The organism is Curtobacterium sp. PhB191, from assembly GCF_004346515.1.
Taxonomy (GTDB): domain Bacteria; phylum Actinomycetota; class Actinomycetes; order Actinomycetales; family Microbacteriaceae; genus Curtobacterium.
This window is the reverse complement of the sequence record NZ_SMBV01000005.1, coordinates 104,036-127,085: the sequence shown is the minus strand read 5'-3', so window position 1 is coordinate 127,085 and position 23,050 is coordinate 104,036. Positions and strand designations below refer to the sequence as shown.

Annotated in this window: 21 protein-coding genes; 19 read left to right on the top strand and 2 right to left on the bottom strand. The window is 69.9% G+C overall.

Annotated features, from left to right (window positions below):
- Positions 1-367: 367 nt before the first annotated feature.
- Entirely contained in the window at positions 368-943 is a 576-nt protein-coding gene (locus EDF48_RS09930; RefSeq protein WP_131879688.1) for a hypothetical protein, read from the bottom strand.
- A 59-nt stretch (positions 944-1,002) separates the two neighbouring features.
- Between EDF48_RS09930 and argS the strand changes: the two genes are divergently transcribed.
- The 9 genes from argS to prmC all read left to right on the top strand — a co-directional run bounded on the left by argS (position 1,003) and on the right by prmC (position 13,082).
- Complete coding sequence (gene argS, locus EDF48_RS09925; protein ID WP_131879686.1) at positions 1,003-2,673, top strand: arginine--tRNA ligase; 1,671 nt, start codon at positions 1,003-1,005, stop codon at positions 2,671-2,673.
- A 174-nt stretch (positions 2,674-2,847) separates the two neighbouring features.
- Positions 2,848-3,603: a DUF2993 domain-containing protein gene (locus tag EDF48_RS09920; protein WP_131879684.1), complete on the top strand. Its 756-nt coding sequence runs from the start codon at positions 2,848-2,850 to the stop codon at positions 3,601-3,603.
- A gap of 58 nt (positions 3,604-3,661) precedes the next feature.
- Positions 3,662-5,089, top strand: a complete 1,428-nt coding sequence (gene lysA / locus EDF48_RS09915; protein WP_131879682.1) for a diaminopimelate decarboxylase — start codon at positions 3,662-3,664, stop codon at positions 5,087-5,089.
- A gap of 25 nt (positions 5,090-5,114) precedes the next feature.
- Complete coding sequence (locus tag EDF48_RS09910) at positions 5,115-6,422, top strand: homoserine dehydrogenase (RefSeq protein ID WP_123294271.1); 1,308 nt, start codon at positions 5,115-5,117, stop codon at positions 6,420-6,422.
- Positions 6,423-6,492: 70 nt separating this feature from the next.
- Positions 6,493-7,572, top strand: a complete 1,080-nt coding sequence (gene thrC / locus EDF48_RS09905; RefSeq protein ID WP_123294272.1) for a threonine synthase — start codon at positions 6,493-6,495, stop codon at positions 7,570-7,572.
- 101 nt (positions 7,573-7,673) lie between these two features.
- Positions 7,674-8,615, top strand: a complete 942-nt coding sequence (gene thrB / locus EDF48_RS09900; protein WP_123294435.1) for a homoserine kinase — start codon at positions 7,674-7,676, stop codon at positions 8,613-8,615.
- A gap of 182 nt (positions 8,616-8,797) precedes the next feature.
- Positions 8,798-11,095: a transcription termination factor Rho gene (rho, locus tag EDF48_RS09895; protein WP_131879680.1), complete on the top strand. Its 2,298-nt coding sequence runs from the start codon at positions 8,798-8,800 to the stop codon at positions 11,093-11,095.
- Positions 11,096-11,098: 3 nt separating this feature from the next.
- Positions 11,099-12,181 (top strand): peptide chain release factor 1, encoded by a 1,083-nt coding sequence (gene prfA / locus EDF48_RS09890; protein WP_123294274.1) that lies wholly within the window; start codon positions 11,099-11,101, stop codon positions 12,179-12,181.
- A 64-nt stretch (positions 12,182-12,245) separates the two neighbouring features.
- On the top strand, positions 12,246-13,082 hold the full coding sequence (gene prmC / locus EDF48_RS09885) for a peptide chain release factor N(5)-glutamine methyltransferase (protein WP_207913252.1): 837 nt from the start codon (positions 12,246-12,248) through the stop codon (positions 13,080-13,082).
- Between the two features lie 126 nt (positions 13,083-13,208).
- Here prmC and EDF48_RS09880 read toward each other — a convergent pair whose 3' ends face one another.
- Complete coding sequence (locus tag EDF48_RS09880; RefSeq protein WP_131879678.1) at positions 13,209-13,859, bottom strand: HAD family phosphatase; 651 nt, start codon at positions 13,857-13,859, stop codon at positions 13,209-13,211.
- 37 nt (positions 13,860-13,896) lie between these two features.
- On the opposite strand from EDF48_RS09880, the gene EDF48_RS09875 reads away from it, so the two are divergent.
- The 10 genes from EDF48_RS09875 (at position 13,897) to atpD (ending at position 23,050) form a co-directional block, all read left to right on the top strand.
- A complete protein-coding gene (locus EDF48_RS09875) occupies positions 13,897-14,571 on the top strand; it encodes an L-threonylcarbamoyladenylate synthase (RefSeq protein ID WP_123294277.1) in 675 nt (224 codons plus the stop codon).
- A complete protein-coding gene (locus tag EDF48_RS09870) occupies positions 14,568-15,794 on the top strand; it encodes an MraY family glycosyltransferase (RefSeq protein ID WP_111083866.1) in 1,227 nt (408 codons plus the stop codon). The genes EDF48_RS09875 and EDF48_RS09870 overlap by 4 nt, the downstream gene beginning before the upstream one ends.
- Positions 15,791-16,282, top strand: a complete 492-nt coding sequence (locus EDF48_RS09865; protein WP_123294279.1) for a hypothetical protein — start codon at positions 15,791-15,793, stop codon at positions 16,280-16,282. Before EDF48_RS09870 ends, EDF48_RS09865 begins: the two co-directional genes overlap by 4 nt.
- Before the next feature lie 155 nt (positions 16,283-16,437).
- Positions 16,438-17,250, top strand: coding sequence for a F0F1 ATP synthase subunit A (gene atpB / locus EDF48_RS09860; RefSeq protein ID WP_111084153.1), 813 nt, complete (start codon positions 16,438-16,440; stop codon positions 17,248-17,250).
- A 61-nt stretch (positions 17,251-17,311) separates the two neighbouring features.
- Positions 17,312-17,548, top strand: coding sequence for an ATP synthase F0 subunit C (atpE, locus tag EDF48_RS09855; RefSeq protein ID WP_027465781.1), 237 nt, complete (start codon positions 17,312-17,314; stop codon positions 17,546-17,548).
- 9 nt (positions 17,549-17,557) lie between these two features.
- Positions 17,558-18,112, top strand: coding sequence for a F0F1 ATP synthase subunit B (locus EDF48_RS09850; RefSeq protein ID WP_123312395.1), 555 nt, complete (start codon positions 17,558-17,560; stop codon positions 18,110-18,112).
- Between the two features lie 2 nt (positions 18,113-18,114).
- The gene (locus tag EDF48_RS09845) at positions 18,115-18,909 is read left to right on the top strand and encodes a F0F1 ATP synthase subunit delta (RefSeq protein ID WP_123937769.1); all 795 of its coding nucleotides are present in this window, start codon (positions 18,115-18,117) and stop codon (positions 18,907-18,909) included.
- A gap of 107 nt (positions 18,910-19,016) precedes the next feature.
- Positions 19,017-20,645: a F0F1 ATP synthase subunit alpha gene (gene atpA, locus EDF48_RS09840; protein WP_123339745.1), complete on the top strand. Its 1,629-nt coding sequence runs from the start codon at positions 19,017-19,019 to the stop codon at positions 20,643-20,645.
- Positions 20,646-21,548: a F0F1 ATP synthase subunit gamma gene (locus EDF48_RS09835; RefSeq protein ID WP_123339744.1), complete on the top strand. Its 903-nt coding sequence runs from the start codon at positions 20,646-20,648 to the stop codon at positions 21,546-21,548.
- Positions 21,549-21,595: 47 nt separating this feature from the next.
- Entirely contained in the window at positions 21,596-23,050 is a 1,455-nt protein-coding gene (gene atpD, locus EDF48_RS09830) for a F0F1 ATP synthase subunit beta (protein ID WP_065959250.1), read from the top strand.

Here is a 23,050-nt window from a genome sequence, read left to right as displayed (position 1 = left end):
TCCTGGACAGCGCGTGTCGCGCACGAGACGCGGCTGCAGGGCGGACGGGAGGCGCGGTGCGGGCCCGCCACGGGCCTCCCGTCCGCACCGTGCGTGCGTCTCGGGCCCGTGCGAGGTTGCGCGCTCCGTGCGGCGCTGCAAGCGCGCACCAAGTGTGCAACCTCGCACCGGGCGGCGGGCCCGGCACTGTGCGTGGTGGCCGTCGGACGGGAGGCGCGGTGCGGGCCCGCCACGGGCCTCCCGTCCGCACCGTGCGCGCGTTTCGGGCCCGTGCGGGCTTGCGCGCTCCGTGCGGCGCTGCAAGCGCGCACCAAGCGTGCAACCTCGCACCGGGCGGCGGACCCCGCACCGTGCCGGCGCGGTCGCCTCAGCCCGCGGGTGTCGCCGTCGCCGTCGCCGACGGCTGCAGCGCTGCGCGCACCGCGTCGACGACGGGCTGTGCGCCGCCGGGCTCCGTGAACAGCGTCGACTGCGTGGTGATCCAGTACGGGTCGGCGAAGACATCCGCGCGGCCGATGCCGTCGTTCAGCGCGAAGTAGCCCTCGACGCGGTAGGTGGGGACCGATCCGCCCCGGTCGTACAGGGCGTCCTTCAGGTTCGTGAGCGACTTCTCAGGCAGGTCGGCGACAGCCAGGGTGATCGTCTCGGTGTCGTCGTCGGTGGCGACGAACTGGCAGACGCGGCCCCGCTGCTTCGCGATCGTGGCGGCGGGGGAGCCCTTCGCGGGGGTGAAGGAGCCGTCGAGCGCGAAGGTCGTCCCGTACACCGACAGGGCCTCGGTCGGCAGGAGCTCGGCGCAGGTCTGCGACACCGTCTTGCCGACCGGGGTCGGGCTGGGCGTCGGGTGGCTGTCCCCGCCGCCCGAGCAGGCCGACAACGCGAGTGCTGCTGCGGCGGTGACGACGGCGACGGAGCACGCCCGGGCACGGCTTCGGGTGGTCATCCCGACATGATGGCCCATCGTCCGGCGTGCACCTGGGTGTCCCGGTAGACTCGTCCGCCGTGACTCCTGCCGAACTCTCCGCCGCGTACCTGTCGATCCTGACCGGGATCGTCGAGCGACGAGGCGCGTCCGAGACCGTGACGATCGGGGACTCCCACGTGGTGCTCGAGCGTCCGAAGAACCGTGCGCACGGCGACTGGGCCTCGAACGCCGCCATGCAGCTCGCGAAGCGCATCGGCACGAACCCGCGCGAGCTCGCGACGGAGATCGCCGGCGAGCTGACCGAGCTCGACGGCGTGGCCTCGGTCGACGTCGCCGGCCCGGGGTTCATCAACATCACGCTCGAGGCCGCAGCGGCCGGTGAGATCGCCCGCACGATCGTCGAGGGCGGCGACGCCTTCGGGCACGGCGACCTGTACGACGGCGTCCGGATCAACCTGGAGTTCGTGTCGGCGAACCCGACCGGCCCGATCCACATGGGTGGCGTGCGCTGGGCGGCGGTCGGCGACAGCCTGGCTCGCGTGTTCCAGGCGCAGGGCGGCCTCGTCACCCGCGAGTACTACTTCAACGACCACGGCGCGCAGATCGACCGCTTCGCCCGCTCGCTCGTCGCGTCGGCGCTCGGTGAGCCCACGCCGGAGGACGGCTACGGCGGTGCGTACATCGCCGAGATCGCGGCCCGCGTCATCGCGACGCTCGACCCCTCGGTCGACGTGAAGGACCTGCCGCGCGACGAGGCGCAGGAACTCTTCCGGCGTGAGGGCGTCGACTTCATGTTCGCGGACATCAAGTCGTCGCTGCACGACTTCGGCGTGGACTTCGACGTCTACTTCCACGAGAACGCCCTGCACGAGTCGAAGGCCGTCGAGCGCGCCATCGCCCGGCTGCGTTCGGCGGGCGTGATGTACGAGGCCGAGGGCGCCGAGTGGCTCCGCACGACCGACTTCGGCGACGACCGCGACCGTGTGGTCATCAAGTCCGACGGCGAGCCCGCGTACATCGCCGGCGACCTGGCGTACTACCTCGACAAGCGCGAGCGCGGCTTCGATCGCAACCTGATCATGCTCGGTGCGGACCACCACGGCTACGTCGGCCGGATGATGGCGATGTGCGCCGCGTTCGGCGACGAGCCGGGCACGAACCTCGAGATCCTGATCGGGCAGATGGTCAACCTGCTCAAGGACGGCGAGCCGATGCGCATGTCCAAGCGCAACGGCACGATCGTCACGATGGAGGACCTCGTCGACGCGGTGGGCGTCGACGCCGGCCGGTACTCGCTCGTCCGGTTCGCCAGCGACACCGCGATCGACATCGACCTCGACCTGCTCACGAAGCGGACCAACGACAACCCCGTCTTCTACGTGCAGTACGCCCACGCGCGCACCCAGTCGGTGGCCCGCAACGCCGAGGCCGCGGGGGTCGACCGCTCCGTGTTCGACGCCTCGCTGTTGACGCACGACTCCGAGGGTGCGCTGCTCGGCGCCCTCGCCGAGTACCCGCGCGTGGTGCGCCACGCCGCGGAGCTCCGCGAGCCGCACCGCATCGCCCGCTACATCGAGCAGCTCGCCGGCCTGTACCACCGCTGGTACGACGCCTGCCGCGTGACCCCGCTCGGCGACGAGCCGGTCACCGACCTGCACCGCACGCGCCTGTGGCTGAACGACGCCACCGGCCAGGTCGTCCGCAACGGCCTCGGCCTGCTCGGCGTGAGCGCTCCGTCCCGCATGTAGCGGAGCGCCCGCCCCCCCCCCCGGAACCAGGTTCCGGACACAGCACCGCGGAATCCCGCGGTGCTGTGTCCGTTCCACGGTGTGGAAGGAACCCATCGCCCCGCCGCACCCGCCCACCGGACGCCCCCCGCGCCTCCAGGCAGGCTGACGGGACCACCTGGCAGGGTGGGACGCATGTCCGCCGCCACCGAACGCCCCCGCAAGCGCCGCCGCTGGCCCGTCGTCCTGCTCGTGGTCGTCGTCCTGCTCGCCGCCCTCGTCGTGATCGCCGAGTTCGTGCTCCGCGGGGTCGTCGACCGCATCATCGCCCAGCAGGTCGAGCAGTCGCTGCCCGACGGCACGACGGGCCAGGTCGAGGCGCACGCCGACGGCATCGTCATCCCGCAGCTGATCGGTGGCACCCTCGACCAGGTCGAGATCACGTCCGAGAAGCTCACCGTCGACGGCATCCCGCTCGCCGCCGACGTCACCGCGAAGGACGTCCCCGTGGACGGCAAGGGCGACGTGCACGACGTCGACGGCACGGTCACGTTGGCGTCGTCGAGCGTGAAGGACCTGTCGAAGTACAGCCCGCTGTTCGACCGGTTGTCCCTGGTGGACGGCGGCGTCGAGCTGTCCGGTTCCACGGCGGTGCTCGGCTACGACATCACCTACGCGGCGAAGGGCGACGTGGTCGCGCAGGACGACGGCCGCGGCATCACGATCACCCCGAAGAGCGTGCGGATCACGAACTCCGACCTCGGCCTCAAGGTGGACTCGATCCCCGGCGTCACGAACGTGCCGGTGCAGGTCTGCACGGCGCAGTTCCTGCCCGAGGCGCTCCGCGTGCGCTCGCTCGACGTCTCGAAGGCCGACGCGACGGTCCGCGTCACCGCGGACGCGCTACCGCTCAACGAGCAGGGCCTGCAGACGGTCGGCAGCTGCGGCTGATCCCGTGGCTGCGTCACACGGACGGGAGGCCCGCCCCGCGTCGGTAGGATCGGGTCCCGTGAGCGAGAACCCCCTTGCACCGCCGCGACTGCGGTTCCCGACGGACGCCTCCGAGCTGGTGGACCGGATCTGGCCCGCGTCCGCGACGCGGACCGACGACGGCGACCTGGCGGTCGGCGGTGTCACCGCGACGGACCTCGTCCGGCAGTACGGCACTCCGCTGTACGTCGTCGACGAGCGTGACGTGCAGTCGCGTGCGGTCCGGGTGCGGAACGCGTTCACCGAGGCCTTCGAGGGCATCGGCACCCGGGCGCACGTCTACTACGCCGGCAAGGCGTTCCTGACGACGCAGGTCGTGGCGTGGATGGCCGAGGCCGACCTGCGTGTGGACGTCTGCACCGGCGGGGAGCTCGCGGTCGCCCTGGCTGCGGGCATCGACCCGGCGATGCTCGGCTTCCACGGCAACGACAAGTCCGACGCCGAGATCGCCCGCGCGGTCGAGGTCGGCGTGGGCACGATCGTGCTCGACAGCCACGAGGAGGTCCAGCGCGTCGCCCGTGCCGCTGCCGACGCCGGGGTCGTGCAGCGCGTCCGGATCCGCATCAACAGCGGCGTCCACGCGTCCACTCACGAGTACCTGGCGACCGCGCGCGAGGACCAGAAGTTCGGCATCCCGCTCACCGAGGCCGTCGCCGCGGCCGAGGCGGTGCGCGCCGAGTCGTCGCTCGTGTTCGTCGGGCTGCACTCGCACATCGGGTCGCAGATCTTCGACGAGTCCGGGTTCCGCGAAGCCGCTCGACGCCTGATGGACGTGCACGCCACCCTCGTCGAGACCGGTCCGGTGCCCGAGCTGAACCTCGGCGGCGGCTGGGGCATCGACTACACCGAGGCCGACTCCGCCTTCGCTCCCGAGGACGTCGCCGACGCCCTCGCCGCGATCATCGCCGAGGCCTGCGCCGAGCGGGACATCCCGGTGCCCGAGGTCGCCGTCGAGCCCGGTCGCTACATCGTCGGGCCGGCGGGCATCACGCTCTACCGCGTCGGCACGATCAAGCCCGTCACCCTCGAGACCGGCGACGCGGACACCGGCCACGCCACCCGCACCTACGTGTCCGTCGACGGCGGCATGAGCGACAACGCCCGTCCTGCCCTGTACGGCGCCGACTACACCGCTCGCCTCGCCCGGACGTCCGAGGCGCCGGCCGTCCTCACCCGCGTCGTCGGGAAGCACTGCGAGAGCGGGGACATCGTGGTGGGCGACGAGTACCTGCCGGGTGACGTCCAGCGGGGGGACCTGCTCGCCGTCGCAGCCACCGGGGCGTACTGCTGGGCGCTGTCGAGCAACTACAACCACGTGGGCCGCCCGCCGGTCGTCGCCGTGGCGGACGGCACAACCCGTATCCTCGTGCGGGGCGAGTCGATCGACGACCTCCTCGCCCGCGACACCGGGGTCCGCCCCGTGCCCCACGCCGGCACCGGTCGCTGACCCGACGAACAGGAACCAACTCCAGATGATCGAATACCGCAACGTCCGCGTCGCGCTGCTCGGGGCCGGCTCGGTCGGGTCCCAGGTCGCGCGGCTCCTGCTCGAGCACGCCGACGAACTCGCCTCGCGCGCCGGTGCCGGCCTCGAACTCGTCGGGATCGCCGTGCGCGACGTCGACGCCCCGCGCGACGTCGACCTGCCGAAGGACCTCTACACGACCGACGCCGAGTCGCTCATCCTCGGTGCCGACATCGTCGTCGAGCTGATCGGTGGCATCGAGCCCGCGCGCACGCTCGTGCTGCAGGCGCTGCAGTCCGGCGCGGACGTCGTGACCGGCAACAAGGCGCTCCTCGCGACCCACGGTCCGGAGCTCTTCGCGGTGGCCGAGCAGGTCGGTGCGCAGCTGTACTACGAGGCCGCCGTCGCCGGAGCGATCCCGATCATCCGACCGCTGCACGACTCGCTCGCCGGGGACCGCATCGAGCGGATCATGGGCATCGTCAACGGCACCACGAACTTCATCCTCGACCTGATGGACCGCGAGGGCGCGACGTTCGAGGACGCCCTGGCGACCGCGACCGAGCTCGGGTACGCCGAGGCCGACCCGACCGCCGACATCGAGGGCTACGACGCCGCGCAGAAGGCCGCGATCCTGGCCTCGCTGGCGTTCCACACCTCGGTGCCGCTCGCTGCCGTGCACCGCGAGGGCATCACCTCGGTGACCATCGAGCAGGTCCGCGCCGCGCGCAAGGCCGGCTACGTCGTGAAGATCCTGGCGACCGCCGAGCGACTGACCGACGAGGACGGCCGCGAGGGCGTCAGCGCCCGCGTCTACCCGGCCCTCGTGCCGGAGTCGCACCCCCTGGCGAGCGTGCACGGCGCGAAGAACGCCGTGTTCGTCGAGGCCGAGGCCGCGGGCGACCTCATGTTCTACGGCGCCGGTGCCGGTGGTGTCGAGACCGCGTCCGCCGTCCTCGGCGACCTGGTGTCCGCCGCACGTCGGCACGTCATCGGCGGCCCGGGTGTCGCGGAGTCGACCCAGTCGGACCTGCCCGTCTTCCCGATCGGCACCGTGCGCACGCGCTACCAGATCACCCTGCACGTCACGGACGCTCCCGGCGTGCTGTCGACGGTCGCCGGCGTGCTCGCGAAGCACGGCGTGAGCGTCGAGACCGTCGAGCAGACCACCACGGGTGCCTCCGAGGGGACGGCAGCGCTCGTCATCGGCACGCACCTGGCGCGCGAAGCCGACCTGGCGGACACCGTCCGCACGCTCCGCGGCGAAGACGTGGTCCTGGACGTGACCAGCGTCCTGCGCTTCGTCGGCGCCTGACGCACCACGGGCCTCCAGGCCGACCGCGAACCACCACCAGACCGACCCACCGGACAGAGAGAGAAGCCTGATGGCCCACCAGTGGCAGGGAGTCCTGCGCGAGTACGCCGACCGACTCGACGTGACCGAGGCGACGCCGATCGTCACGCTCGGCGAGGGCGGCACGCCCCTCATCCCGGCTCGTCGGCTCTCCGAGCGCACCGGCGCCGAGGTCTACGTCAAGTTCGAGGGCATGAACCCGACCGGGTCCTTCAAGGACCGCGGCATGACGATGGCGATCTCGAAGGCCGTCGAGCACGGCGCGAAGGCCGTCATCTGCGCCTCGACCGGCAACACCAGCGCCTCGGCCGCCGCGTACGCCACGCACGCCGGCATCACCGCCGCGGTGCTCGTGCCCGAGGGCAAGATCGCCATGGGCAAGCTCAGCCAGGCCGTCGCCCACGACGCCCAGCTGCTGCAGGTCCAGGGCAACTTCGACGACTGCCTCGACATCGCCCGCGACCTGGCGGCGAACTACCCGGTGCACCTCGTCAACTCGGTCAACAACGACCGCATCGAGGGTCAGAAGACCGCTGCGTTCGAGGTCGTCGACGTCCTCGGCGACGCCCCGGACTTCCACTTCCTGCCGGTCGGCAACGCGGGCAACTACACCGCGTACTCCCGTGGCTACCGCGAGGACGTGGCCGCCGGTCGCACGACGAAGCTCCCGCGCATGTTCGGGTTCCAGGCCGCCGGTTCCGCACCGATCGTCCGTGGCGAGGTCGTCAAGAACCCCGACACCATCGCCTCCGCGATCCGCATCGGCAACCCGGCCTCGTGGCAGTTCGCCCTCGAGGCCCGCGACGAGACCGACGGCTACTTCGGCGCGATCTCGGACGAGGCGATCCTCGCCGCGCACCACATCCTGTCGGCCGAGGTCGGCGTCTTCGTCGAGCCCGCGTCGGCCATCGGTGTCGCCGGGCTGCTCGAGCGCGCCGACGCCGGCGTCGTGCCGAAGGGCGCGAAGGTCGTCATCACCGTCACCGGCCACGGCCTGAAGGACCCGCAGTGGGCCCTGCGCACCGAGGACGGCAGCGAGGTCACCCCGACGAGCGTGCCGGTCGACACCAAGTCGATCGCGGACGTGCTCGGACTGGTCGCGGCGCAGTGAGCCCCGACCGCTCGTCCGGACCGGGGGAGGGCGTCACCGCCCACAGTGCTGTACCGGCCGGACGGGCGGTCCACGCTGTGCCCGCCGGGCGGGCGGCCCACGTGTTGCCCGCCGGACGGGCCGTGCGCGTCCGCGTGCCGGCGACGTCCGCGAACCTCGGCCCGGGGTTCGACTCGCTCGGTCTTGCGCTCTCGCTGTACGACGAGGTCGTCGTCCGGGTCCGACCGGAAGCCGGCGCCACCGTCACGGTGCAGGGCGTCGGTGCCGGCGAGGTCGCCACCGACGACACGAACCTGGTCGTGCGCGCCGTCCGCCGCGGCCTCGAGCACGCCGGCGTCGACCAGCCCGGCCTCGAGCTGCACGCCACGAACGCGATCCCGCACGGCCGCGGGCTCGGTTCCTCGGCGGCCGCGATCGTCGCCGGCCTGATGGCGGCCCGCGGGCTGCTCGAGGGCATCGTCGACCTGGACGCCTCGACCCTGCTCAGCCTGGCCACCGAGATGGAGGGGCACCCGGACAACGTCGCCCCCGCACTCTTCGGTGGGCTCACCATCGCGTGGATGACGGCCGAGGGACCCGCGTACAAGCGCCTCCTGGTGCACCGCGGCGTCGCACCGGTCGTGTTCGTGCCGACGTCCACGCTGTCGACGAAGCTCGCCCGCTCCCTGCAGCCCGAGAACGTCCCGCACGCCGACGCCGCGTTCAACGTCTCCCGTTCCGCGCTGCTCGTCGCCGCGCTCATCCAGAGCCCCGAGCTCCTGCTCGCCGCGACCGAGGACCGCCTGCACCAGGCGTACCGGGCGAGCGCGATGCCGGAGACCGACGCACTGATCGGCCTGCTCCGGCAGCACGGCCTCGCGGCCGTCGTGTCCGGGGCGGGACCGAGCCTGCTCGTGCTCGGCAGCGACCCGGCACAACGGCTCACGGCCGCGGATCTCGTCGCCCGACACGGGGAATCCGACTGGCGCGCGCTCATGCTGGCCGTCGATCTCGGTGGTGCTACAGTGGTGGCGCACTCGGCGCTCGAAGCCGAACCCGCGTAACCGCACGGTATGCCCGTCCTCAAGGACAGCGCCTGCGACGTCGCAGGGTCCGGCGCGCGGGTGTGCATCTCTTTCTGATCACCGAATCCCGGTCCGTCGTCTGAACGGCGGTCGATGCATACCCGTGCATCCGGGACGGTGGAAACTCTCCGCGTTCTGCGGTTCGAAAGGAAACACCGACCTTGACCGACAACAACTCCGCCCCGGTGGAGATCCCCAGCGACCTGCGCGCCCTCCGCCTGCCGGAACTCCAGCGCATCGCCTCCTCGCTCGGCATCACCGGGCTCTCCAAGCTCCGCAAGGGCGACCTCATCGCCTCCATCGAGGACAAGCGCCCCGTCACGGACGACGTCCCCGCTGCGGCAGCGCCCGCCACGACCCCCGCCGCGGCGCCGGTGACCGAGCAGCCGACGCTGCCGGAGCCCGGAGCCGAGGCACCGATCGCTCCGGTCGCCGACCCCGAGGCACCCGCCGTCGAGTCCGAGCCGGCCGCGCCGTCGCGTGCCCGCCGTTCGCGCCGCGCGTCGTCCGGTGGCACCGTGAACGCCGGCCCGACCTCGGCCGCCGAGCACACCAACGCCGGCCACACCGGCACCGAGGACCTGCTCGCGGGCCTCGACCAGGTGCGTGCCGAGAAGGACGCCCAGGAAGCCGCCCAGACGCAGACCGGTGGGCAGCGTCGCGGCCGCGGCCAGCGCGGTGCCGACCAGCAGGCCCAGCAGCCGAACGAGTCGGCCGACCAGCAGACGCCGACCTCGGCACCCGCTCAGACCGACCAGCAGGCCCGCACCGAGCAGCAGGCGCGGACCGAACAGCAGGCGCGGACCGAGCAGCAGAGCACCGACGGCGAGTCGCAGGACCAGTCCGGTGCCGCCGACTTCGGCGAGCAGCACGACCAGAACGACCAGAACGGTGAGGGTGGTTCGCGTCGCGGCCGTCGCAGCCGTGGTCGTGGTCGTGGGCGTGGGCAGAACGCCGAGAACGGCGAGCAGAACGGCGAGCAGCAGGACGGCCAGCAGCACCAGCAGGGCGGCCAGCAGAAGCAGAACGGCGGCGACCAGCAGAAGCAGGCCGACGCCAAGCAGGCCGACGCGAAGCAGGGCGACTCCAAGCAGCGCGACGCGAAGCAGGACGACCGCGCCGAGCAGAAGCAGCAGGCGGCCAACCAGCAGAAGCAGAACGGTCAGCAGAAGCAGGGCCAGCAGGCCCAGCAGAACGCCGACGACACCGAGGGCGGCCGCAGCCGTCGCCAGCGTGACCGCAAGCGCGGCCGTGGCGGCCAGAACGACGACTTCGAGCCCGAGGTCACCGAGGACGACGTCCTGATCCCGATCGCGGGCATCCTCGACGTCCTCGACAACTACGCGTTCGTCCGCACCACCGGCTACCTGCCCGGACCGAACGACGTCTACGTCTCCCTCGGCCAGGTGAAGAAGTACCACCTGCGCAAGGGCGACGCCGTCGTCGGTTCGATCAAGCAGCCCCGTGACAACGAGCAGCAGAGCCGTCAGAAGTACAACGCGCTCGTGACCGTCGACTCGGTCAACGGCCAGACCGCCGAAGAAGCAGCGGCCCGTGTCGACTTCTCGGACCTCACCCCGCTGTACCCGAACGAGCGCCTGCGCCTCGAGACGGAGCCGGGCAAGCTGAGCACCCGCATCATCGACCTCGTGTCGCCGATCGGCAAGGGCCAGCGCGGCCTCATCGTCTCGCCGCCCAAGGCCGGCAAGACCGTCGTGCTGCAGGCCATCGCCAACGCCGTCGCGAAGAACAACCCCGAGGCGCACCTCATGGTCGTCCTCGTCGACGAGCGGCCCGAAGAGGTCACCGACATGCAGCGCACGGTGAAGGGCGAGGTCATCGCCTCGACCTTCGACCGTCCGGCCGAGGACCACACCACGGTCGCCGAGCTCGCCATCGAGCGTGCGAAGCGCTTGGTGGAGCTGGGCCACGACGTCGTGCTGCTGCTCGACTCGATCACCCGTCTGGGCCGTGCCTACAACCTGTCGACCCCGGCGTCGGGCCGCGTGCTCTCCGGTGGCGTCGACTCGGCGGCGCTCTACCCGCCGAAGCGCTTCTTCGGTGCCGCGCGCAACATCGAGGACGGCGGCTCGCTGACCATCCTCGCCACCGCGCTCGTCGAGACCGGTTCCAAGATGGACGAGGTCATCTTCGAGGAGTTCAAGGGCACCGGCAACATGGAGCTCCGCCTGAACCGTCACCTGGCCGACAAGCGGATCTTCCCGGCCGTCGACGTCAACGCCTCCGGCACCCGTCGCGAGGAGCAGCTGCTCTCCGCCGACGAGGTCAAGATCACCTGGCGTCTGCGCCGAGCCCTCGCCGGGCTCGACCCGCAGCAGGCCCTCGAGATCGTGCTGCGGAACCTCAAGGAGACGCAGTCGAACGTCGAGTTCCTGGTGCAGGTGCAGAAGTCGGTCCCGACGACCGGCGGCGCTCACCACAACGGTCACCAGGAGTAACGCGTGTTCGAGTCGGTGGCAGGGCTGCTGGCGGAACACGAGGACCTGACGCAGCAGCTGTCGGACCCCGCGCTCCACGCCGATGCGGCCCGGGCGAAGAAGGTGAACCGGCGCTACGCCGAGCTCAACCAGATCAAGTCCGCGTACGAGTCCTGGCAGGCGGCGGGGGACGACCTCGCCGCCGCCCAGGAGCTCGCGCGTGAGGACTCGGCGTTCGCGGACGAGGTCCCCGAGCTCGAGGAGCAGTTGGCGGAGCGCCAGGAGCGTCTCCGCCGGCTGCTCATCCCGCGCGACCCCGACGACGGGCGCGACGTGATCATGGAGATCAAGGGCGGCGAGGGCGGCGAGGAATCGGCGCTGTTCGCGGCCGACCTCCTGCGCATGTACTCGCACTACGCCGAGACCAAGGGCTGGAAGGTCGAGCTCCTCGAGCGCACCGAGTCCGACCTGGGTGGCTACAAGGACGTCCAGGTCGCGATCAAGTCGAACACGACCGACCCGTCGCAGGGTGTCTGGGCGCACCTGAAGTACGAGGGCGGCGTGCACCGTGTGCAGCGCGTGCCGCAGACCGAGTCGCAGGGGCGCATCCACACCTCGACGACCGGCGTGCTGGTGTTCCCCGAGGTCGACGAGCCCGAAGAGGTCGCGATCAACCAGAACGACCTGAAGATCGACGTGTACCGGTCCTCCGGTCCCGGCGGGCAGTCCGTCAACACGACGGACTCCGCGGTCCGCATCACGCACCTGCCCACGGGCATCACGGTGGCGATGCAGAACGAGAAGTCGCAGCTCCAGAACCGTGAGGCCGGCATGCGCGTGCTCCGTGCACGCATCCTCGCGCGGCAGCAGGAGGAGCTCGACGCGATCGCCTCGGATGCGCGCAAGTCGCAGATCCGTGGGATGGACCGTTCGGAGCGCATCCGGACGTACAACTTCCCGGAGAACCGGATCGCGGACCACCGCACCGGCTACAAGGCGTACGACCTGGACCGCGTCATGAACGGTGCGCTCGAGCCCGTCGTCCAGTCCGCCATCCAGGCGGACGAAGAGGCACGTCTGGCCGCCATCGGCGACCAGGACGCGTAACCGCACACCCAGCCTGGAGGCCCGGATCACCGCCGACACGCCCCTCACGTACGCCGCGGATCGCCTGCTCGAGCAGGCGGCCGCGGCGCTCGTCGCGTCCGGCGTCCCGACGCCCCAGGTCGACGCCGAGCTGCTGCTCGCGTGGGCGACCGACACCTCGCGCGGTGCGGTACAGGCCCGCGCGATGACCGGCGGCGCGATCGCTCCGGAGCACGTCGAGCGCTTCCGGCACGCGATCGCCCGACGGAGCACCCGCGAGCCGCTGCAGCACATCACCGGGCAGGCGTACTTCCGAGCACTGACCCTGGCGGTCGGACCCGGCGTGTTCGTGCCCCGTCCCGAGACCGAGGGCGTCGTGCAGTTCGGCATCGACGCGCTCCGGGCGGTCGCGGTGCCGGCGCCGATCGCGGTCGACCTCGGCTCCGGGAGCGGTGCCATCGCGATCGCCATGGACACCGAGGTGCCGAACGCCGTCGTGTACGCCGTCGAACGATCGCCCGAGGCCCTGTTCTGGACCCGCCGGAACACCGACGCCCACGGCGGCACGGTGCGACTCGTCGAGGGCGACCTCGCCGACGCGCTGCCCGAACTCGACGGCACGGTCTCGGTGGTGGTGTCGAACCCGCCGTACGTGCCGGACGACGCGATCCCGATCGACCCCGAGGTCCGCGACCACGACCCCGCGATGGCGCTGTACGGCGGGCCGGACGGCCTCGACGCCGTGCGCGCCCTGGCCGAGACGGCGTGGCGGTTGCTCGTGCCCGGCGGGGTGCTCGTCATCGAGCACGCCGAGCCGCAGGGCGCCGGCGTCCGCGAGGTCCTGGCGCGCCGGGGGTTCCGGACCCCGGAGACGCACGTCGACCTGACGGGTCGCGACCGCACGACCACCGCGACCCGGTAGGCGGACGCACCCCGGGCCTCCCGGTCGGTATGCCGTGCCGTACCGAGCGGAAACGGGCGTACCTGGCCGTTCAGAACGACCAGGTACGCCCGTTGCTTGTTGCCATCTCGAACGTGATGGGAAGGGTCAGGCGACGGGGGAGGCCTCGCGCTGCTGCGCGACGAAGGCGCGGACGTGCTCGCGCAGGTCGGTGTCGCGCTCGACCAGGACCGCATGGATGCCGACGCTCCGGGCACCCGCGATGTTCTCCGGCATGTCGTCGGCGAAGAACGTGCGTTCGGCGGGCACGCCGTGGTGCTCCATCGCGCGGAGGAAGACCTCGGGCTCGGGCTTGCGGGCGCCGAAGTTGCTCGACGTGTCCAGGTGCTCGCCGAACAGCCCCGGCAGTGACGGTGCCCACTGGTGGATCCACCGACCCGCGAGCGGCCCGTTGTTGGTGAGCAGGCCGACACGCCCGTGCTCGCTCGCGATCCGGACGGCCTCGATGCGCTCCGGCAGCTCGGTCATCGCGGACCCGCGGATGCGCGCCCACTCGGCCTCGGGGACGTCGCACTCCATCGCCCGCTCGAACGCGGCGAGGTACTCGTCGCCGTCGGCGAAGTCGCCGGCCTCGGCACGCATCTCGTGGCCGCAGTCCCACCAGCGGCGTCGGAGCTCCTCGAACTCGTGTCCGGTGAACTCGGAGAGTGCGGCCATCCGCACCTGCCAGTCGTACCGGACGAGGACGTCGTCCATGTCGAAGAGGAACAGGAGGTGGGGCGCAGGGGTCTCGTTCACGATGTCCTCCATTGTGTCGCACTATCATCGTCGAGTCATGGCATCCCGATACGACTGCACCGACTCCGACGGGCTCCTGACCGGGATGCGGCTCGCACGTGCCGCCCTCGGGCGCGGAGACCTCGTCGTCGTCCCCACCGACACCGTCTACGGCCTCGCCGCGGACGCCTTCAACGCGGCCGCCGTCCAGCGGTTGCTCGACGCGAAGGGCCGGACGCGGCAGTCGCCGCCGCCGGTGTTGATCCCCGGCCCGCCGACGCTCGACGCGCTCGCGAGCGACGTGCCGCAGCAGGTGCGCGACCTCGTCGCCGAGTTCTGGCCCGGCGGCCTGACCGTGATCCTGCGCGCGCAGCCGTCGCTCGACTGGGACCTCGGCGAGACGCGGGGCACGGTCGCCCTGCGGATGCCGGACTCGCGGATCGCGCTCGAGCTCCTGCAAGAGGTCGGTCCGCTCGCGGTCTCGTCCGCGAACTCGACCGGCGACCCGGCCGCGATGGACGTCGATGCCGCTGAGCGGATGCTCGGCGACAGCGTCGCCGTGTACCTGGACGGCGGCGCGATCGGGGAGCACGAGGGCTTCGAAGCCTCCACCGGCTCGACGATCGTCGACGCGACGGGGCTGTCGGACGGCGGGAAGCTCCGCATCGTCCGACACGGGGTGATCTCCGACGACGAGATCATCCGGGTCGTCGGAGCCGACCTCGTCGGATGAAGTACTACCTGCTGGCGGGGGCGATCGCCGCGGTCGTGAGCTTCCTGGTCAGCGTGCTGGTGTGGAAACTCGGGCTGAAGTACAAGTGGTACCCCCAGGTCCGCGAGCGCGACGTGCACCGCACGCCGACTCCGCGCCTCGGCGGGATCGCGATGTACATCGGCGTCATCGTGTCGCTGTTGGCGGCGTGGTTCCTGTTCCCGTCGATCGCGGGGACCGACTACTTCCGGCTGGTGTTCTCCGAGCCGGGCCGCGTGCTGGCGGTGCTCGGGGGCGCGACGATCATCGTGGTGCTCGGCGTCGCGGACGACATCTGGGACCTCGACTGGATGACGAAGCTCGCCGGGCAGATCATCGCTGCGGGCATCCTCGCCTGGCAGGGCGTCGCGATCGTGTCGCTGCCGATCGGCAACACCCTGGGCGTGGGCTCGTCGTACATGAGCCTGATCTTCACGGTGCTGGCGGTGGTGCTCGTGATGAACGCGGTGAACTTCATCGACGGACTCGACGGCCTGGTCGCCGGGGTCGCGATCATCGCCGGCGGGGTGTTCTTCCTCTACACGTTCTTCATCAACCGCGTGGTCGTGCAGACCGAGTTCTTCTTCAACCTGCCGTCACTGCTGACCGCGGTGCTCGTCGGCTCCTGCTTCGGGTTCCTCATCCTCAACTGGCACCCGGCGAAGCTGTTCATGGGCGACGCCGGAGCGCTGCTCGTCGGCTTCCTGATGGCCACCAGCGCCGTGTCGGTCACGGGCAACATCGATCCCGCAGCGGTGCAGACACGCCAGGCGCTGCTGCCGGCTTTCATCCCGATCCTGCTGCCCTTCGCGATCCTGATCGTGCCGATCCTGGACTTCGGCCTCGCCGTCACCCGGCGGCTCAGCGCTGGCAAGTCACCGTTCTCGGCCGACCGCAAGCACCTGCACCACCGTCTGCTCGACATGGGGCACTCGCACTTCCACGCCGTCCTGATCTTCTACGCGTGGACCGCCACCGTCGCGGTCGGGTGCCTGCTGTTCCTGTTCGTGGACTGGTACTGGGTGGTCGCCTTCGTCGCGGTCGGCTTCACCGTGTGCGCCGTCGCCACGTTCGCGCCGCTCGGCCGGAAGCGCACCGAGATCGCCGCCCAGACCGCCAACCGTTCCGCCGCCGTGGTGGACGCCAGCCTCGACCCGCTCGACCGGGCCGCCAACGACCGCACGATCCCAGGAGACATCACGTGACCGCACCGAACGCGCTCGACCACGTCCGGCCGGTGTTCCGCCGCATCATCACGTGGGGCGCGGTGCTCGCGGTCGCCCTGGCGATCGTCGGGGGAGTCGTGGGGCTGCTCGTCGCCGACACTCCCGGGCTCGTCGGCGGCCTGCTCGGAGCCGTGCTCAGCGTGGTGTTCCTCGGCCTCACCGCGGTCAGTGTCCTTGTCGCGCTACGGGTGTCCAAGGGGCAGATGATCTCGGGTGCCTTCTTCGGCATCGTGATGGGCACCTGGCTGCTCAAGTTCATCGTGTTCATCGTGCTGCTGGTGGCACTGAAGGACCGTACCTGGGTGGACTTCCCGGTGCTCGCGATCGTGATCATCGCGGGGGTCGTCGGGTCCCTGGTCATCGACGTCGTCGCGGTGGCGAAGGCCCGCATCCCGATCGGCGTGCAGCTGCCCGGTGACGGGTCGGGTGGCTCCGCGGACGCTGAGAACCCGACCCCCCGCAACTGAGAAGCCGGGAAGCCTCTCGCACCTGATAGGCTTCTCGGAGTCCGCCACCGGAGCCTTTCGCTCGGAGCGGGCAAGCCTCCACAACGTCCACCATCGCGTGCCATGATGTGCGCGCGCCGACACAGGAGACAGCGCTGCTATCCCACGCTCTTCCCCTGTCCCTCTCTGCTGCGGTTGACACCGTTGCGGCGGGGAGCAGCAAGGCCGCCGAGTTCCATGGTCCGTCGATCAACGAGTTCTTCCCGGATGCGATCTTCTTCGCAGGGACGCCGTTCGAGATCGATCGGGTCGTCCTCATCCGCTTCTTCGCCGTCGCCGTGCTCCTGGTGTTCGCCTTCGTGGGAACCCGCGCGCTGAAGCTCGTCCCGAACCGCGGTCAGGCGTTCATCGAGTACGCGTTCGACGTCGTTCGTCGCAACACCTTCGACAACCTCGGAGAGAAGGACGGCAAGCGATTCCTGCCGCTCCTGGCGACGATCTTCTTCGGCGTGCTGTTCATGAACCTGACCGGTCTGATCCCGGGCATGAACCTCGCCGGCACCAGTCGCATCGCGATGCCGATGATCCTCGCGATCGTCGCCTACGTCGCGTTCATCTACGCCGGCCTCCGCAAGCACCCGGGCACGTTCCTCCGGAACTCGCTCTTCCCGCCCGGGGTGCCGTGGTTCCTCTACATCATCGTGACGCCGATCGAGCTCGTCTCGACCTTCGTGCTCCGTCCGGTGACGCTCACCCTGCGACTCCTGATGAACATGGTCGTCGGGCACCTGCTGCTCGTCCTGTTCTTCTCGGCGACGCAGTTCTTCTTCTTCGACGCTTCGCTCGGCTTCAAGGCCTTCGGTGTCGGGACCCTCGCGTTCGGCATCGCGTTCAGCTTCTTCGAGATCCTCGTCGCGCTGCTGCAGGCCTACGTCTTCATGCTCCTCACCGCCGTCTACATCCAGCTGGCGCTGGCTGACGAGCACTGATTCCTCACTGACCCCCTACGGGACCGGCAACCGTCGGACCCGCACCTCGAAAGGAAAACACGTGGACGCAACGACCGTTCTCGCGGAGATCAACGGCAACATCGCGACGGTTGGCTACGGCCTCGCTGCGATCGGCCCGGCCATCGGTGTCGGCATCGTCGTCGGCAAGACGATCGAGTCCGTCGCCCGCCAGCCCGAGCTCCAGGGCCGCCTGACGACCCTCATGTACATCGGTATCGCCTTCACCGAGGCCCTGGCCTTCATCGGCATCGCCACGTACTTCATCTTCACCAACTAAGGTTCCTCGATGCACAACGCACTCATCATCGCGGCGGAGGAAACGCACAACCCCCTCATTCCGCCGGTGTACGACATCGTGTGGTCCGCGGTGGCCTTCCTCATCATCCTCGTGGTGATGTGGCGTGTCGTCACGCCGCGCATCACGAAGATGCTCGATGAGCGCACTGAGGCCATCGAGGGTGGCATCAAGAAGGCAGAGGCTGCTCAGGAGCAGGCCGCTGCTGCGCTCGACGAGTACAACAAGCAGCTCGCCGACGCCCGCTCCGAGGCGTCCCGCATCCGTGAGCAGGCCCGCGCCGACGCCACGGCGATCGGTAACGAGGTCCGCGAGCAGGCAGCGGCCGATGCAGCACGCATCACGGCCAACGCCCAGGCGCAGATCGAAGCCGAGCGTCAGAGCGCCGTCCAGTCGCTCCGGTCCGAGGTGGGCACCCTTGCCCTCGACCTCGCGTCCGGTGTGATCGGCGAATCGCTCAAGGACGACGCCAAGTCGTCGGCAGTCGTCGACCGCTTCCTCGCCGACCTCGAGGCCTCGCAGGCCACGAAGACGGGGGAGCACTGAGCATGCGCAGCGCTACCAGAGAAGCACTCGCGTCCACCAGGGCGGTGCTCTCGGACCTCGGTTCGAGCGCCGACCTGGCCGTGGGTGCCGAGATCCTCGCCTCCGGGCGTGCGATCGCCGGTGCGCCGCAGCTGCTCGGGCTGCTGTCCGACCCGACGGCCGACCCGGCCGGCAAGAAGGTCCTCATCGACCGCGTCTTCGCCGGTCAGTCGCACGCGACTCGTGCTGTCCTGACCGCGGTGGCCGGCTCGCGCTGGTCCTCGCACCAGGACCTGCTCGCCGGCATCGAGGACGCGGGCATCCGCGCCGTCGCCGCCACCGCGGGTACCGACTCGCCGATCGAGTCCGAGCTGTTCGCCTTCGAGACCGCTGTCCGTTCGGACGCCGGGCTCGAGCTGGCACTCGGCACGAAGCTCGGCAGCCCGGCGCAGAAGGGCGCGCTCGTCGAGCGGCTCCTCGGCCCAAAGGCGTCGCAGCAGACCGTGACCATCGTCTCCGCGCTCGTGCAGCAGCCTCGCGGCCGCCGCATCGGTGAACTCGTCCGCGATGCCTCGCGCATCGTGGCCGAGCAGGACGGCAAGCTCGTCGCGACCGTGGTCACCGCCACGGCACTCACGACCGCCCAGTCGGCACGCGTCGCACGCGGGCTGGCCGAGCGCTACGGCAAGGACATCAGCATCAACCAGGTCGTCGACCCCACGGTCGTCGGCGGGGTCCGGGTGCAGATCGGCGGCGACGTCATCGACGGCACCGTGTCCACGCGGCTCTCGGAGCTCCGGCTCCAGCTCGCCGGCTAGGCGTACGGTCGAAGCCGCTCCTCCCAAGTCCACAACGGGAACTGCCGAGTCCGGCAGCGTCACCCTCTCGGAGCCGAAGGGCCCCGGAAAACCACAAGGAAAATCCCATGGCAGACATCACCATCAGCCCCGATGAGATCCGTGATGCCCTGAAGGACTTCGTCTCGAACTACGAGCCGACGAAGGCCTCCACGGCCGAGGTCGGGCACGTCACCGACGCCGGCGACGGCATCGCGCACGTCGAGGGCCTCCCCGGCGTCATGGCCAACGAGCTCATCCGCTTCGCGGACGGCACGCTCGGCCTCGCGCAGAACCTCGACGAAGACTCGATCGGCGCCATCGTGCTCGGCGAGTTCGCCGGCATCGAAGAGGGCATGGAGGTCACCCGCACGGGTGAGGTCCTCTCCGCCCCCGTCGGCGACGCCTTCCTCGGTCGCGTCGTCGACCCGCTCGGCGCCCCGATCGACGGTCTCGGCGAGATCGCTGCCGAGGGCCGTCGCGCCCTCGAGCTCCAGGCTCCCGGCGTCATGGCCCGCAAGTCGGTCCACCAGCCGCTGCAGACCGGCATCAAGGCCATCGACGCGATGATCCCCGTCGGCCGTGGTCAGCGTCAGCTGATCATCGGCGACCGCCAGACCGGCAAGACGGCCATCGCGATCGACACGATCATCAACCAGAAGGCCAACTGGGAGTCCGGCGACGAGGACAAGCAGGTCCGCTGCATCTACGTCGCCATCGGTCAGAAGGGTTCCACGATCGCCTCCGTCAAGGGTGCGCTCGAGGACGCCGGCGCGATGGAGTACACCACCATCGTCGCCGCCCCCGCGTCCGACCCGGCCGGCTTCAAGTACCTCGCCCCGTACACCGGCTCGGCCATCGGCCAGCACTGGATGTACTCCGGCAAGCACGTCCTCATCATCTTCGACGACCTGTCGAAGCAGGCTGAGGCCTACCGCGCCGTGTCGCTCCTCCTGCGTCGTCCGCCGGGGCGCGAGGCGTACCCGGGTGACGTCTTCTACCTGCACTCCCGTCTGCTGGAGCGTTGCGCGAAGCTGTCCGACGAGCTCGGCGCCGGTTCGATGACGGGTCTCCCGATCATCGAGACCAAGGCGAACGACGTCTCGGCGTACATCCCGACCAACGTCATCTCCATCACCGACGGCCAGATCTTCCTGCAGTCGGACCTCTTCAACGCGAACCAGCGTCCGGCCGTCGACGTGGGCATCTCGGTGTCCCGCGTCGGTGGTGACGCCCAGGTGAAGTCGATCAAGAAGGTCTCCGGCACGCTGAAGCTGGAGCTGGCGCAGTACCGCTCCCTCGAGGCGTTCGCGATGTTCGCGTCCGACCTCGACCAGGCGTCGCGTCGTCAGCTGGACCGTGGTGCCCGTCTGACCGAGCTCCTCAAGCAGCCGCAGTACTCGCCGTACCCGGTCGAGGAGCAGGTCGTCTCGATCTGGGCCGGCACCAACGGCAAGCTCGACACCGTCCCGGTGCCGGACGTGCTGCGCTTCGAGTCCGAACTGCTCGACCACCTGCGTCGCAACTCCGAGGTCCTCACGACCCTGCGCGAGACGAACCAGCTCAGCGACGAGACCGTCGCCGAGATGTCGAAGCAGATCGACGAGTTCACGAAGAGCTTCCAGACGAGCGACGGCAAGACCCTCGGCTCCGAGCAGTTCGACGCGGCAGACTCCGAGGACGTCGACCAGGAGCAGATCGTCAAGGGTCGTCGCTAGATGGCAGCGCAGGTCCGGGTCTACCGACAGCGAATCAAGTCCGCGAAGACCACGAAGAAGGTCACTCGCGCGATGGAACTGATCTCGGCGTCGCGGATCCAGAAGGCGCAGGCCCGAATGGCTGCGTCCGGCCCGTACTCGCGAGCCGTGACGCGTGCGGTGTCGGCCGTGGCGACGTTCTCGAACGTCGACCACGTGCTGACCACCGAGCCGGAGTCCTCGACCCGTGCGGCCGTGGTGCTCTTCACCTCGGACCGCGGCCTGAACGGCGCGTTCAGCACGAACGTCCTCAAGCAGGGCGAGGAGCTCGCCTCCCTGCTCCGCAGCGAGGGCAAGGACGTCGTCTACTACCTGGTCGGCCGCAAGTCCGTCGGGTACTTCGCGTTCCGTGAGCGCGCGTCGGAGCAGCAGTGGGTCGGCAACACCGACCAGCCCGAGTTCTCGACGGCCAAGGAGATCGGCGACGCCGTCGTGGCGAAGTTCCTCCAGGACACCGCAGAGGGCGGCGTGGACGAGATCCACATCGTGTTCAACCGGTTCCTCAGCATGGCGACGCAGGAGCCGCAGGTCGTTCGCTTGCTGCCCCTCGAGGTCGTCGAAGGGGTCGAGGAGCCCGAGGGCAACGAGCCCCTGCCGCTCTACGAGTTCGAGCCGGACGCCGATGCGGTGCTCGACTCGCTGCTCCCGGTCTACATCGAGAGCCGCATCTTCAACGCCATGCTGCAGTCGGCTGCTTCCGAGCACGCCGCGCGTCAGAAGGCGATGAAGGCGGCCAGCGACAACGCGGACTCGCTGATCCGTGACTTCACCCGACTCGCGAACAACGCGCGTCAGGCGGAGATCACGCAGCAGATCTCCGAGATCGTCGGCGGCGCCGACGCCCTCTCGTCGAAGAAGAAGTAGTCCGCGTCGTTCGCGGACAGATACCCACCCTCAGGAAGGCACCAGCCATGACCGACACCGCAACCACCGCGGTCGAGACGTCGTCGGCGCCCGGTGTCGGCCGGATCGCCCGTGTCACGGGTCCCGTCGTCGACATCGAGTTCCCCCACGACGCAATCCCGGAGATGTACAACCTCCTGTTCACGACCATCACCATCGGTGACTCGTCGCAGGAGATCGGCCTCGAGGTCGCCCAGCACCTGGGCGACGACCTGGTCCGTGCCATCTCCCTGAAGCCGACCGACGGCCTGGTCCGTGGCCAGGAGGTCCGTGACTCGGGCGCTCCGATCTCGGTCCCCGTCGGCGACGTCACCAAGGGCAAGGTCTTCGACGTCCTCGGGAACGTGCTCAACACGGACGAGAAGCTCGAGATCACCGAGCGCTGGCCGATCCACCGCAAGGCCCCGGCCTTCGACCAGCTCGAGTCGAAGACCTCGATGTTCGAGACCGGCATCAAGTCCATCGACCTCCTCACCCCGTACGTGCAGGGTGGCAAGATCGGCCTCTTCGGTGGTGCGGGCGTCGGCAAGACGGTCCTCATCCAGGAGATGATCCAGCGCGTTGCGCAGGACCACGGCGGTGTGTCGGTGTTCGCCGGTGTCGGTGAGCGCACCCGTGAGGGCAACGACCTCATCGGTGAGATGGAAGAGGCGGGGGTCTTCGACAAGACGGCCCTCGTGTTCGGCCAGATGGACGAGCCGCCGGGAACGCGTCTCCGCGTGGCCCTGTCGGCGCTGACGATGGCGGAGTACTTCCGCGATGTCCAGAAGCAGGACGTGCTCCTCTTCATCGACAACATCTTCCGCTTCACGCAGGCCGGCTCCGAGGTCTCGACGCTGCTCGGTCGCATGCCGTCCGCCGTGGGCTACCAGCCCAACCTCGCCGACGAGATGGGTGTGCTCCAGGAGCGCATCACCTCGACGCGTGGTCACTCGATCACCTCGCTGCAGGCGATCTACGTGCCGGCTGACGACTACACCGACCCGGCTCCGGCCACCACGTTCGCGCACCTCGACGCGACCACCGAGCTCTCGCGTGAGATCGCGTCGCAGGGTCTGTACCCCGCGATCGACCCGCTGACCTCGACGTCGCGGATCATGGACCCGCGGTACCTGGGCGCCGACCACTACGAGACGGCCACGCGCGTCAAGCAGATCCTCCAGAAGAACAAGGAACTGCAGGAGATCATCGCCATCCTCGGTGTCGACGAGCTCTCCGAAGAGGACAAGATCACGGTCGAGCGCGCTCGTCGTATCCAGCAGTTCCTCTCGCAGAACACGTACATGGCGAAGAAGTTCACGGGCGTCGAGGGCTCCACGGTGCCGCTCAAGGACACCATCGAGTCCTTCCGCGCCATCGCCGACGGCGAGTTCGACCACGTTGCGACGCAGGCGTTCTTCAACGTCGGTGGCATCAACGACGTGGAAGAGAAGTGGGCACAGATCCAGAAGGAGAACCGCTGA

Bases quoted from the DNA above. Each gene is read 5' to 3' on its own strand.
- EDF48_RS09930 (WP_131879688.1), bottom strand. From the start codon at position 943: ATGACCACCCGAAGCCGTGCCCGGGCGTGCTCCGTCGCCGTCGTCACC.
- EDF48_RS09920 (WP_131879684.1), top strand. From the start codon at position 2,848: ATGTCCGCCGCCACCGAACGCCCCCGCAAGCGCCGCCGCTGGCCCGTC.
- EDF48_RS09910 (WP_123294271.1), top strand. From the start codon at position 5,115: ATGATCGAATACCGCAACGTCCGCGTCGCGCTGCTCGGGGCCGGCTCG.
- thrC (WP_123294272.1), top strand. From the start codon at position 6,493: ATGGCCCACCAGTGGCAGGGAGTCCTGCGCGAGTACGCCGACCGACTC.
- EDF48_RS09875 (WP_123294277.1), top strand. From the start codon at position 13,897: ATGGCATCCCGATACGACTGCACCGACTCCGACGGGCTCCTGACCGGG.
- EDF48_RS09870 (WP_111083866.1), top strand. From the start codon at position 14,568: ATGAAGTACTACCTGCTGGCGGGGGCGATCGCCGCGGTCGTGAGCTTC.
- EDF48_RS09850 (WP_123312395.1), top strand. From the start codon at position 17,558: ATGCACAACGCACTCATCATCGCGGCGGAGGAAACGCACAACCCCCTC.
- EDF48_RS09845 (WP_123937769.1), top strand. From the start codon at position 18,115: ATGCGCAGCGCTACCAGAGAAGCACTCGCGTCCACCAGGGCGGTGCTC.
- atpA (WP_123339745.1), top strand. From the start codon at position 19,017: ATGGCAGACATCACCATCAGCCCCGATGAGATCCGTGATGCCCTGAAG.
- EDF48_RS09835 (WP_123339744.1), top strand. From the start codon at position 20,646: ATGGCAGCGCAGGTCCGGGTCTACCGACAGCGAATCAAGTCCGCGAAG.
- atpD (WP_065959250.1), top strand. From the start codon at position 21,596: ATGACCGACACCGCAACCACCGCGGTCGAGACGTCGTCGGCGCCCGGT.